The sequence below is a fragment of the Celeribacter baekdonensis B30 genome (genome assembly GCF_000299875.1).
Classification (GTDB): domain Bacteria; phylum Pseudomonadota; class Alphaproteobacteria; order Rhodobacterales; family Rhodobacteraceae; genus Celeribacter; species Celeribacter baekdonensis_A.
On sequence record NZ_AMRK01000007.1, the window covers coordinates 99,897 to 111,270 of the forward strand.

11 protein-coding genes are annotated in these 11,374 nt (G+C 58.5%); 4 read left to right on the plus strand and 7 right to left on the minus strand.

Annotated elements, in window-relative coordinates; genetic code table 11:
* Nucleotides 1–467: 467 nt before the first annotated feature.
* Nucleotides 468–1,712 (minus strand): RNA polymerase factor sigma-54, encoded by a 1,245-nt coding sequence (locus B30_RS13150; RefSeq protein ID WP_100220111.1) that lies wholly within the window; start codon nucleotides 1,710–1,712, stop codon nucleotides 468–470.
* A 118-nt stretch (nucleotides 1,713–1,830) separates the two neighbouring features.
* Here B30_RS13150 and B30_RS13155 point away from each other — a divergent pair, with 118 nt between their 5' ends.
* A complete protein-coding gene (locus tag B30_RS13155; protein ID WP_009572591.1) occupies nucleotides 1,831–2,805 on the plus strand; it encodes a hypothetical protein in 975 nt (324 codons plus the stop codon).
* On the opposite strand, the gene B30_RS13160 is transcribed toward B30_RS13155, so the two are convergent.
* Genes B30_RS13160 through B30_RS13170 form a run of 3 tightly spaced genes read right to left on the minus strand, consistent with a single transcriptional unit; the run spans nucleotide 2,802 to nucleotide 4,431 of the window.
* The gene (locus B30_RS13160) at nucleotides 2,802–2,981 is read right to left on the minus strand and encodes a hypothetical protein (protein WP_009572592.1); all 180 of its coding nucleotides are present in this window, start codon (nucleotides 2,979–2,981) and stop codon (nucleotides 2,802–2,804) included. The genes B30_RS13155 and B30_RS13160 overlap by 4 nt on opposite strands.
* Before the next feature lie 22 nt (nucleotides 2,982–3,003).
* On the minus strand, nucleotides 3,004–4,140 hold the full coding sequence (locus B30_RS13165) for a WD40 repeat domain-containing protein (RefSeq protein WP_009572593.1): 1,137 nt from the start codon (nucleotides 4,138–4,140) through the stop codon (nucleotides 3,004–3,006).
* Nucleotides 4,141–4,431, minus strand: coding sequence for a hypothetical protein (locus tag B30_RS13170; protein ID WP_009572594.1), 291 nt, complete (start codon nucleotides 4,429–4,431; stop codon nucleotides 4,141–4,143).
* A 50-nt stretch (nucleotides 4,432–4,481) separates the two neighbouring features.
* Between B30_RS13170 and B30_RS13175 the strand changes: the two genes are divergently transcribed.
* Nucleotides 4,482–4,760 carry a hypothetical protein gene (locus tag B30_RS13175; protein WP_009572595.1) on the plus strand — a complete coding sequence of 93 codons (279 nt, stop codon included), beginning with the start codon at nucleotides 4,482–4,484 and terminating at the stop codon, nucleotides 4,758–4,760.
* Nucleotides 4,761–5,104: 344 nt separating this feature from the next.
* Entirely contained in the window at nucleotides 5,105–5,953 is an 849-nt protein-coding gene (locus B30_RS13180) for a GNAT family N-acetyltransferase (protein WP_009572596.1), read from the plus strand.
* Here the strand turns inward: B30_RS13180 and B30_RS21455 are convergent.
* From B30_RS21455 to B30_RS13195, 3 genes are all read right to left on the minus strand, one after another.
* Complete coding sequence (locus B30_RS21455) at nucleotides 5,932–7,758, minus strand: sigma-54-dependent Fis family transcriptional regulator (protein WP_081583717.1); 1,827 nt, start codon at nucleotides 7,756–7,758, stop codon at nucleotides 5,932–5,934. The genes B30_RS13180 and B30_RS21455 overlap by 22 nt on opposite strands.
* A gap of 218 nt (nucleotides 7,759–7,976) precedes the next feature.
* Entirely contained in the window at nucleotides 7,977–9,155 is a 1,179-nt protein-coding gene (locus B30_RS13190) for a CaiB/BaiF CoA transferase family protein (RefSeq protein WP_009572598.1), read from the minus strand.
* Between the two features lie 3 nt (nucleotides 9,156–9,158).
* Nucleotides 9,159–10,358: an acyl-CoA dehydrogenase gene (locus B30_RS13195; RefSeq protein WP_009572599.1), complete on the minus strand. Its 1,200-nt coding sequence runs from the start codon at nucleotides 10,356–10,358 to the stop codon at nucleotides 9,159–9,161.
* Nucleotides 10,359–10,472: 114 nt separating this feature from the next.
* Between B30_RS13195 and B30_RS13200 the strand changes: the two genes are divergently transcribed.
* Complete coding sequence (locus tag B30_RS13200; protein ID WP_009572600.1) at nucleotides 10,473–11,372, plus strand: LysR family transcriptional regulator; 900 nt, start codon at nucleotides 10,473–10,475, stop codon at nucleotides 11,370–11,372.
* Nucleotides 11,373–11,374 lie beyond the last annotated feature (2 nt).

Sequence of the window (11,374 nt, forward strand, 5' to 3'; positions counted from 1 at the left end):
CCGATCACCCGAATGCCCTCACTCCCTATCCTTCGTTCTTTGAGGCTGCCCCGCGTGGAGCAGTTGCTCGCGTCTTGTGCAGGTCTTGTTGCAAACGGCGTTCCACAATTCGGAAAACCCGTGCCTCAAACGCGAGAAAATATTTAAACTATTGTTTATATTATATATTTTTTGTTAATTTATTTTGCACACCCAAAATCCGGCTCTTCCCCGTCCTGAGTGAAATGGACATATTGTCGCATATTGTGTCACTCGGACGGTCCGCAGAGTTACGAAGCGTTACACGTTACACTTGACGCATTTTACACTCTGCCCGGACGGGCTCAGGCGGCCAAAAAACGCAGTGCTCAGAGCGTGATGCTCAAAATGCAATATGCCGAGCATTCGCCCGGCACGTTGTGTGGATAGTCCTCGAAAATTTCGCCCTGACGCGGGAGGTTTTGACGCCTTAAAATCGCACTGAAACCTCAGGCGTAAAGGCGCCGTTTCGCCGCGGATGCAAGACCGATTTCCTGACGATATTTCGATACGATACGTCGGGACACGGTGATGCCTTCCACATGCAACAGCGCCGTCAAGCGACGATCGGACAGCGGATGTGCGGAATCCTCAGTGGCAAGAAGGGCCCGGATGCGCGCCTGAACTTTGGGTTTGGAATCTGTCATACCAACCGAAGCCGCCCCGGCGCAAAGCACCCGCGCCGCGATCACGCCATGGGGACCTTCGATCAACAACCCATTCAACACCCGGCTCACGGTGCTCGCATGATACCCGGTGATCTGCGCGATTTCGGACATGGTCATCGGCTGCAACGCTTCGGCCCCGGTGTGGAAATACGCGCTTTGTCGATCCACCAAGACCCGCACCACCTGCTTTACTGCGGACTGCCGTAACTCCAATGCTTGTTTCAGCGCCCGCGCCCGCGCAAGCGCCTCACGCAACGCGGGGGTCTGCCCGGCTTTTGGCATCGGTAAAATCGACACTTCGGACGCGCGCGCGGAGAGAAATTCGATCTCCCACCCCGTCGCAGATAACGTCACCCTGACATCCGGTTCACGCAAAAGCGTCGCATCCGTCATGAAAACAGCACCCGGTTTCGGGTTCAGCCGACGGATCACCGACAGACAGGACGTCACCTCCTCCATCTCAAGACCAGCCACTTTGGCCAGACAGGCGGGACCGCCTTTTTCAAACGCCTCCAGATGGGCCAAAACCCGCCCCATGGTCTCGGTCATGGCGTCCTGATCTTCCAACTGAAGCCGCAAACACTCTTCGAGAGTCCGGGCGAAAAGCCCCGCCGGTTCAACACGCTTCTGGATGATCTTCAGCGCCGTTTCGACCACCTCAGCCCGCATATCCAGCGTCTCGGCGATCTGGGCCACCGACCGGCCAAGCCAGCCGGATGGATCAAGTTCCTCGATCAAGGCGGTGACCAGTTTTTCCAGCTGCCCGCCTTGTAAAATCAACCCGGCCAGCTCGCGAAAGACATGATCATAGAGGCTTGAGGCGTCTTCAACGGCGGTCATTTCAAGAACATCCGTCGCACTGACACCGCCCGCGCTGCGCGGACGCAGCACGATCATCGGATTGTCCCGCGCGGTCTGTGCAATATGATCATCCAACTCGGCCGACGACATGTTCAACACCTCGATCACCTGACCGATTTTGAACACCTGTGTCTGTCTGGCGCGCATACGTATGGCTAGCGTCATCTCATTCTCCCTCTGTCCCTCTCGGGACAACTCCTCCGTCCCGGTTGGGACAAAACTCTGGCCATGTGCGCGATGGCCGGGTTATCGTGGCTTAACTGAAACCCGGACACGCAGCCCGATGCACAAGACCGATCCGACTGGCGGAACACTCCCTTTCGAATACGCGCCACCCGAACTGTCCTATCCCGGCCTCTCGCCACAGCTTTTGGCACGGGTGAAACAGCTTTGGGCCGCGCAAGGGTTGGACTTCGATCGCCACTGGCGCGACGGGGTGCGCAGCCTGCCGGGGTTCCGGGCCTTGCCGCGCGTTGAGAACGCGCCCAACAGCGCCGAGGTGGATCTGGTCTTTCTGTTTGACCAATGCATTCTCTGGGTCCGGGCGTTGCACGCGGGGACAAGTTGCGGACGCACTCATCACATCGAAGGCCTGACCCCGGCGCAATGGCACGGGCTTGCGGCCCTGTCTGCGCGGCTGACCGAACAACTCAGCGCCCTGCGGCTTTTGGCATTGACCGACCTGCCGATGCCCGCCATGCAAATCGCCCGGTCGATTTCCGAAGATGTGGATATGGCGCTGGTCCTGCTGATCCGCCCCAAACTTGCACAACGGTTTGCCGACTGCCAAAGCGTTGAAGAGGCGAATGAATTTTGGCGGCGTCACATCGCGGGCGGGCGGGTTTTTCGGACCATTTCCGAAAAGCTCTATACCGTTGGCATTGATCACTCCGCCGACACCGACTATGCGAAATGGCGCAAGACGGTGCTGACCACGCTGGGCGCGGCGGTGCACAGCAACGCGCTCAATACCCATGTTCCGACCCGCCAACAGGACAACGTGCTGGTGAATGACGACAGCTTGCATTTTGCCACGTTTCGGATTCATGAACTCTGTGCCTTCGCTCAACTGGTGGAGCCGGATTTGACGAAAATATTGGATCTGGCGGGCGCAACAGCCGCCAATACACCCTCTGCAACCGACCCGCTTGCGCAGCTGGCCGGACCGTTGAACAGTATACTTGTGAGCCAAATTCAAAGGCTGACGGCTCCCGGAACGACGCCCACCGGAGTGCGGCAGGCGTCAAAGTTCCATTAGTGTTTGAGGTCTTCGGCTTGGCCAAGGCGGTTTTCGGCAACCCAGCGCGCGGCCAGAACAAGTGCCCCTGCCGCGAAATCTTTGCCGTGCTCCTCAACCATCTCTTCGGCCACTTTCGCCAGTGCCTGGAAAAAACGGTCCTTGCTTTGTTCTTCTGTAGTCAATGCTTGTGTCATTGATCCTTCTCCCTTGGTTTTTCTATTTGAACATGTCGTCTGGAAAAGTGGCGATGGACACCGTGCCATCCTCACTTCCCAGTGCCAGATGCGTTCCGTCCCCGGACCACGCGACCGAAGTGACGGCAACGCCGGTGCCTTCGCGCAGCATCATCTCCTCGGGTTGGCCCACCCGGCAAATCGTGACCAAACCATTGCTATAAACCACGGCGCAGAGGTCACGTTTACCGTGAACCGACAGCCGATCCACAATCGTCAACCCCGGTTTTCCCGTCGTGATCGGGTCCCCTTCGTGATCGCCAAATGGCAGTTCAGGCAGCGCCCAACCCACCACGCGGAAGGCCCCGGACGCGACCAGGGCCCGTGACGTTGCACTGAAATCCACCGACTGCACCGCCTGCGGAAAATCAACGATCCGATCCGCTTGCCCGGCAACGGCATCCACCACCAGAACAGATTTGTCGCGACACCCCGCAACCAACCAACGCACGCAGGGCGACCAGCGCATCGCCAAAACCTGACCCTGACAGGGCAGTGTCGTCAGAAGCTCAAGACCTTCGGCTTTGACGACACTGATATGCCCCGCCCCCCAACACGCCAACAGGCGCCCATCGTCTGACACCGCGATGTCACGCACATCATGCGTCAGCTCTGTGCTGCTCAGCGGTTCCCCGCCCTCAGCACTCACGACCGATATCTGATCGCCACGCCCGACCACGATCTGTGCCGCGCCCGGCATCGCAGTCAGTGCCGTGATGTCAACGCCCTCACTGGGCAGCAACCGCAGAAGCTGGCCGCGGGGCGTCGCGCGCCAAAGCTCTTCTCCCTCGCTATGGACAAAGGCAAATCCCTGTGGCCCAAGCGGGCACATTTTACTGTCTGGCAGCGCCGTGGCATCCCGGCTGGTCAGCGGCATCGGCAGTGGTTTTTCCCGCGCCCGAATGGTCATCCGGCCGGTGTCGAGTTCCTGCCGTATCCGTTTTTCCGGGCCTTCGGCATCCTTCACGCCGACAAAGGTCATGCGCCCGTCGGCCTGAACCACCGCAAGCGCCGTTCCGTCCATGTTGAACAGAACCTGCCGGATGTTTTGGTCCAAATCCCATGTCCGGGCCAACAAATCAAAAAGCGAGAGCGCCTGAGGCGGCATATGCTGTGTCATTCAGTTTTCCTTTTTCATAACGGTGTCGATTTCCGCATCCAGTGCAGAAAGACGCCCTTCCAATGCATTGATCCTGTCGGCGCTGCGCTCCAACGCGGCCTCATTTTGGCGGCGCGCGACCTCGCGGGCCTCGTCAACCACGCCGTCCTCTTCGTCCTTCATGTCCAACACCATCATCCCACTGGCCTTTTGGTTCAGCCGCATATGCTCGACATTCGCCGCCGCGATGTCCTGTGTGACCTTCAGGCGATCCATGAGAATATCTTGAATGCTGCGTGATTGACCTGTCATTGAGACCCCCTTTAAATGAGTGCTGTTTGACGCATTGAAGGGCCGACACGATGATTGATCCCACCGACATTCGATTTTTCCAAACGCTGGCGTTGGTGTGTCACCAAACCGATGGCGTGGACACGCACTGTCAAAACGCCATCCAGCAGGCGCTTGACACCCGTGATCCGCAAGACATGCGCGCGGCACGCCACGCCGTTGATGCGCTGGACGATGTGCTCAAAGATCAGATTTTGCAGCAGGTGCATCGGCGGATGGCCACCGATATTTCTGCGATATGGGATGTGATGTCCTACGCCTCGGGGCAAACCAAAGAGCGCCCGAACTGAGCCTGCATCGTACAAACCACACGGCCCTGTATGCAATTTCTCGTGCACGGCTATCCCCTCCCCTGAACATCCGGTCTTTCGTATGGGTCAGGCTATCGAAGCGACAGGATGACGCAATGAAATCCGCTTTAAACAGGTGGATTTTTGCCCAAATTCGTGGTGCGTTGGAAAAGTTGTAAAATAGCTTTACGGTTTCATTTTGAGGTTGGAACATATTGTTCCATAAGAGATTTTTCTGCAGTGCAGTATATTTTCCAAATCACGATCATTTCCGAGTCACCCTCTTGATTTCGTCCGATGATTCGCGCTGTTCTGGGTCATCTCAGGCCAATCAAGAGAGCCCCATGACCCGCTTTTCAACCGATCCGGCACCGCAAGATTTCGCCCTTCGGGAGGTCCGGCACGAGGATCTGCCGACCCTGATCCAACAGTTGAACGATCCCCGGATTGCCCCTTGGCTTGCTGCCGTGCCACAGCCCTTTGGCCCGTCCGAGGTCGATGCGCTGCTGGCCCATGGCCAGCATCCCGGTGAACATCTCTTCATTGTCGAACAAGGCGGCGCAGTGGCGGGATGCCTGTGCATCGGGGCCTCACTTTGGTATTGGCTTGATCCGGCATTTTGGGGCCGCGGACTGATGCAATACGCGCTACAGGTCGCCGTAGCCGCCCATTTCGCCACGCTCGCACCGCCGCTGATCGCCACATGCCACACGGATAATGCGGCGTCGCAGGCGCTGCTGACACGGCTTGGTTTTTCACCTGCCCCAACCCAGCGTAAAATGTTTTTCCAAAGCACACAGTCGGCGCAGCTTTGCCGTGATTTTGTGATGACACCGGAACAATGGCATCTGTTGCACCCGCCGTTGATGGCCCTGAAGGACGTCAGCCTGCGTCCGGCGGAGCAAAAGGACGCCGCGACCTTGGTGCATATGTTGCCCCACACCGGATCACCGATCTGGCCAACGCCGGAAACGATCCGCGCGTTTATCGAAACGCATCGCTTTCGCGGCCCGCCAAGGGGCCTTTTCGTCATACTCGACGCGCATCGCCGCAGCTTAGGCATGGCGCTTTTGACAAAAAACACGCCCGCTTTGCGCTTTCTGTCAGAAGAAGACACAGCCCGTCACCATGATCACGTCGCCGCCGCATTGGCGCAAGGCATCGGCGCTGTTCAGTCTTTCAGATGCGAATAAACCGTGTTGCGTGAGATGCCCAAACGGCGGGCGGTCAGCGCCACATTGCACTGACAGATTTGAAAGACACGCCGCACCTCGAGGCATCGCTTTTCTCGCATCGGAACCCCCAAACAGCGACCACAGGCCCTAGTCTCGCTCTGTTGCGCCGGAAAGAAATGGTCCACCTGCGTCTCGCGTACGATCCCGGCGGGACAGCTTGCCACCAAGACCTGCAAATGATGCCGCAAATCGTTCAAATTACCAGACCGTTCCATTGACGCGAGCTTGCGCAGGGCCTTGGCCGACAGTTGATGCTGCGGCGACAAATCCGCCAGCATGATACGCGCCAATTTGTCGAAATCCGTACGCGCCTTGAGCCCCGGCAAATCAACAGTCAGCATGTTGACGCCCGCAATCGTTCTGGTCCGTATATGGGTTTCATCCTGCTGCGGCTGATCCGTCGCCACCACATACCAATGCCCCGCCGCCACATCTCTGCGCACACTGTCCAGGAGCACGTTCAAATCGTCTGCGGCCAGACCCTTCAGCGCAGAAACATGCTCCAGCACCAATGTGCCGCCCTGTGCCAGGGAGAGCCCCGACGGGGCGGTGGCCTGCATCAACTCCCCGATCACCCCGCGCATATCCGTGTCTTGGATCAGCCTGCGGCAGTCTACGGCGATCAACGGTTTGGCCGGATGCACATGTCGATGTATGACCTCGGCCATGGCGGTTTTGCCGCTTCCCGTTGCGCCGTGAATGCACACTGGCTGGCCCACATCCGCCGCCCGGCGCGCCACACGCAAGCATTCGCGCACCAGCTCGTCATCAAAGACAAGCTCCTGGTCCTGAGGTTCTAGCCGGTAAAGCCGCGGGGCACGTAGCGTCACTTCCTGCGCGGGCGTACCACCTGAGCGCGGGCGTGACATTGGGCGCAGCCGGGCGAAATAGCTCGCATTCAACCCATCCGAAAGCTCGACCGTGTCCCCCCGGATCAGTTTGCGCAGGATCGAGCGAAAGGTCCCGTTAAAAATTTCGCTGAACCGGCTTGTGGCCACACAGTTCAGACCCGACAGCAATCTGGCCGAACTTCTGTTGGCGCCGGTGACATAACCCTCTTCGTTCACCGCTACCATGCCCACACTCTGCGTCGGCAAGTATTCGACTCTGGGATGGAATTGTATGATGTAATCCCGGCGATGGCTTTCGATGAACAATCGGTTTTCAATGTTCGTCGCTGCCAGACCGACCAGAGCTTTGGTGTGATACTGGCGGGCAGACACTTCCGAGGACGCATCGAGCAATCCGACAATCTTGCCGTCCGACGCAAAAATCGGGGCGCAGACGCAGGACACCCCGCCGTGACGCGTAAAAAAATGCTCAGGCCCGGTCACCATACTGGTCTGCCCGGTGAACAGCGCCAGCCCAAGCGCATTCGTGCCGCGCAAATCTTCGCGCCAGATCGAGCCGGGGCGCACGCTGCGCGAACATTCGGCGGCGTGGAATTCAGCATCCATGATAGCGTCCAAAACGGTGCCGTTCGCATCCGCGAAAGCCGTCATATAATTCGTACCGGCAATCTGCGAACTCAAAAGCTCAAGTTCGGGTCGCACAATTTCCATCAGCCGTTCGTTCTGCTGGCGTGCGATTTGCAGCTCCTGATACGAGATCACTGCCTCCACGGGCGCGCCACCGGGGTCCAGCCCCACGCGCAGACACCGCTGCCAACTGCTTGCAATCTCCTCAGGCATCGCGCCATGCGCAAATTGTTCACCTGCGTCCAACGCCGCGCGCGCTGTCATAAATGCTGTTTTCATACTCATGAAGCGCACGATCCTCCCCTTGATCCCAACAGTTTTACCCTGAAATGCAGGAAATCAACGAGAATGTTCAGTTTTTGAACAGCGAATGTGAAGGATGTTCAAAAAATCTGACCGTCATCAACGGCCAGCGCCGTGGCGCAGCTTGTCCAATGACAGGGGCCTCACGCCCCTGTCTGACACCCCCACAGATTGCAAAATGGCCTTGGGCTTATGTGGGCTTATTCGGTGTCGCCCGCCGCATCAGAAAAGGCCGCTTTGTCCGTCCCCAGCAGCGGGCCAAGCAGCGGGGCCGCGCGATCAAGGGTCATTTCACTGCGTGAGAACCGGATCGGCGTACGCAGTCCCTCAATCCCCTCTGGCGCAATCCGCAGGTTGCGCGCTTCGATCTGTGGCTCGGACAGGGCTTGGGCCACCGTGTTGATCGGCCCGACCGGCACCCCCGCCTGTTCAAGTGCGGCGATCAGATCATCCCTTGACCACGCGGTCGTGGCATGGACCAGCGTCGCGCAAAGCCTCTCGCGATGTGCGACCCGCGCTGGGTTGGTGGCGTAGTCCGGGTTGGTTTCCAGCCCCTCAAGCCCAAGCACACGGGTCAGTGCCGCGAATTGCCTGTCGTTGCCGCATGCGATGATCAGATGGCCGTCGGCGGAGGGGAACACCTGATAAGGCACGATATTGGGATGGGCGTTGCCCAACCGTGTGGGGGCAACACCGCCAAGGAGGAAATTGGTGGCCTGATTGGCAAGCACGCCCACGCCGCACTCCAACAGGGACAGGTCTACATGCTGGCCCAAACCCGAGCGCGCCCGCTCCGCCAGGGCGGCCTGAATACCGATCACCCCATAAAGGCCGGTGAACACGTCGATCCATGCGACGCCGACCTTTTGTGGTTCGCCACCGGGTTCGCCGGTCAAATCCATGATGCCGCACATGCCCTGTATGAGGAAATCATAGCCGGGCTGTTTGGCGCGCGGACCGTCCTGACCGAACCCGGTCACGGAGGCATAGACCAAGCGGGGGTTGAGTTTCGACACGCTGTCAAAATCAAGCCCAAATTTCACCAGCCCGCCGACCTTGAAGTTCTCAATCAAAACATCCGCATCGGCAATCAGCGCCTTGAGCCGGGACAAATCCTCGGGGTTGGAAAAGTCGCAGGTGACAGATCGCTTACCGCGATTGGCAGCATGAAAATAGGCCGCGACCTTTTCCGTGCCGCCATCAGGCAGCGGACGTTCGATAAAAGGCGGCCCCCAACGGCGCGTATCGTCGCCGTCCGGGGACTCGACTTTAATGACCTCAGCCCCCAGATCCGCCAAAGTCTGGCCGATCCAGGGACCGGCCAGAATGCGGGCAAGCTCTACGACCTTGAGACCCTTGAGAGGTGCGTCGCTGATCATGGATCAGCCGAACGCTTGCAGGCCAGTGATCGCGCGCCCGAGGATCAGCGCGTGCACGTCATGTGTGCCCTCATAGGTGTTCACCGTTTCCAGATTCTGCGCATGGCGCATCACATGATATTCGATCTGGATGCCGTTGCCGCCGTGCATGTCACGGGCGTTGCGTGCAATATCCAACGCCTTGCCACAGTTGTTGCGTTTGATCAGCGAGATCATCTCGGGCGCGAACCGGCTCTCATCGAACAACCGACCCACGCGCAGTGCCGCTTGCAGTCCGAGCGCAATCTCGGTCTCCATATCCGCGAGTTTCTTTTGGTAGAGCTGGGTCGCGGCCAGAGGGCGATTGAACTGATGGCGGTCCAGCCCATATTGGCGCGCCCGATGAAAACAGTCTTCAGCCGCGCCCATCACACCCCAGGCAATGCCATAGCGCGCGCGGTTGAGACAACCGAACGGACCACCCATCCCCTCAATATTCGGCAAAATCGCTTCTTCACCCACCTCCACATTGTCCATGACAATCTCGCCGGTGATTGAGGCCCGCAGGGAAAGCTTGCCACCGATTTTCGGTGCAGACAGGCCCTTCATACCTTTCTCAAGGATAAAGCCACGCACCTTGCCGCCATGCGCCTCCGATTTGGCCCAAACCACGAACACATCGGCGATCGGGCTGTTGGAAATCCACATTTTCGAGCCAATCAGGCGATAGCCGCCGTCGGTCTTGATGGCGCGGGTTTTCATGCCCGCCGGGTCTGACCCCGCATCGGGTTCGGTCAGGCCAAAACAGCCGATATATGCGCCGCTAGCCAGTTTGGGCAGGTATTTTTGCTTTTGGGCCTCAGAGCCATAGGCATAGATCGGGAACATCACGAGCGAACTTTGCACCGACATCATCGAGCGATAGCCACTGTCCACACGTTCAATGGCCCGCGCGACCAGACCGTAGGACACATAGGAGGCCCCGACCCCGCCATATTCCTCGGGCACGGTCACGCCAAGCAACCCCAACTCACCCATTTCGCGGAAAATCTCCGGGTCTGTCCTTTCTTCAAGATAGGCCTCTGCGACGCGCGGTTGCAGGCGATCCTGCGCAAAACTATGCGCTGTCTCCGAGATCATGCGCTCTTCGTCGCTCAGTTGCTCGTCGAGCAAGAACGGATCAGCCCAATGAAACGAACTCCCTTTGTGGGATGGTGCAGACATGTTGGATCTCCTCATTTCGACCGGATGGATTCTATGGATTTCAGTGAAAATATGCATGGAAATCGCCGTTATAAAGCGATATTTACACATTACTTCATGCATAAAGAGAATGATATGAGGCAAAGACGCTTCCTCCCCTCCGTCAAACTTCTCATGGCACTCGACGCGGTGGTGCGACACCGCTCGATCACGGCGGCGGCCGAAGAACTGAGTCTGACTCAGAGTACGGTGAGCCGTTTGATCCTGACGCTGGAAGAGCAGCTGGGAAAAGATCTTTTCACCCGCGAACGTCGGCGGTTGATCCCCAATGCCGCCGCGATCAGTTATCAACGCGATGTGGCGCGCGCCCTCGACATGATTCAGCGGGCGTCGATGTCGGTGGTCACCAACCCCGATGGCGGCACCCTGTCGCTTGCGATCCTGCCCACCTTCGCGACGCGGTGGCTTGGGCCGCGTCTGAGCGGGTTTCTCAACGCCCATCCGGGTGTGGCCGTGAACATGTCCACGCGGATCGGTCGGTTTGATTTTGGCGGCGAAGTGTTCGACGCCGCCATCTATTATGGTCAACAGAATTGGCCCGAGGCGCGTTCTATGAAGCTGTTTGATGAAACTGTAACGGCTTGTGTCTCACCCGGTTTCGCGGCCTCCCATCGGTTGCAAAATCTTGAGGACCTAACGGGCGTGCCAACGCTGCATCTTGAAAGCCGACCAAGCGTTTGGGCGGATTGGTTCGAAGGGCAAGGAGGCTCCGCGGCAGGAACGAACGGGATGATGATGGATCAGTTCTCAATGATGATTCAGGCGGCGATTTCCGGGCTTGGGATCGCGCTTCTACCAGATTATCTTGCCCGGATCGAAATCTCCGAAGGCCGGCTTGTGCCCGTGCTGCGCCAAGCCGTGCCTGTTCGGGGGGCATATTGGCTGGTTTGGCCGGCACAAAAGGACGACCACGCGCCTTTGGTCTCATTCCGGAATTGGTTGTCTGTGGCGGCCCAACCAGAGAGCCCCTCCTGACG

Excerpts from the sequence above, each read along its gene's own strand:
- B30_RS13190 (WP_009572598.1), bottom strand. The coding sequence starts at position 9,155 with ATGATCAGCGACGCACCTCTCAAGGGTCTCAAGGTCGTAGAGCTTGCC.
- B30_RS13155 (WP_009572591.1), top strand. The coding sequence starts at position 1,831 with ATGCACAAGACCGATCCGACTGGCGGAACACTCCCTTTCGAATACGCG.
- B30_RS13180 (WP_009572596.1), top strand. The coding sequence starts at position 5,105 with ATGACCCGCTTTTCAACCGATCCGGCACCGCAAGATTTCGCCCTTCGG.
- B30_RS13165 (WP_009572593.1), bottom strand. The coding sequence starts at position 4,140 with ATGACACAGCATATGCCGCCTCAGGCGCTCTCGCTTTTTGATTTGTTG.
- B30_RS13170 (WP_009572594.1), bottom strand. The coding sequence starts at position 4,431 with ATGACAGGTCAATCACGCAGCATTCAAGATATTCTCATGGATCGCCTG.
- B30_RS13200 (WP_009572600.1), top strand. The coding sequence starts at position 10,473 with ATGAGGCAAAGACGCTTCCTCCCCTCCGTCAAACTTCTCATGGCACTC.
- B30_RS21455 (WP_081583717.1), bottom strand. The coding sequence starts at position 7,758 with ATGAGTATGAAAACAGCATTTATGACAGCGCGCGCGGCGTTGGACGCA.
- B30_RS13175 (WP_009572595.1), top strand. The coding sequence starts at position 4,482 with ATGATTGATCCCACCGACATTCGATTTTTCCAAACGCTGGCGTTGGTG.
- B30_RS13150 (WP_100220111.1), bottom strand. The coding sequence starts at position 1,712 with ATGACGCTAGCCATACGTATGCGCGCCAGACAGACACAGGTGTTCAAA.
- B30_RS13160 (WP_009572592.1), bottom strand. The coding sequence starts at position 2,981 with ATGACACAAGCATTGACTACAGAAGAACAAAGCAAGGACCGTTTTTTC.
- B30_RS13195 (WP_009572599.1), bottom strand. The coding sequence starts at position 10,358 with ATGTCTGCACCATCCCACAAAGGGAGTTCGTTTCATTGGGCTGATCCG.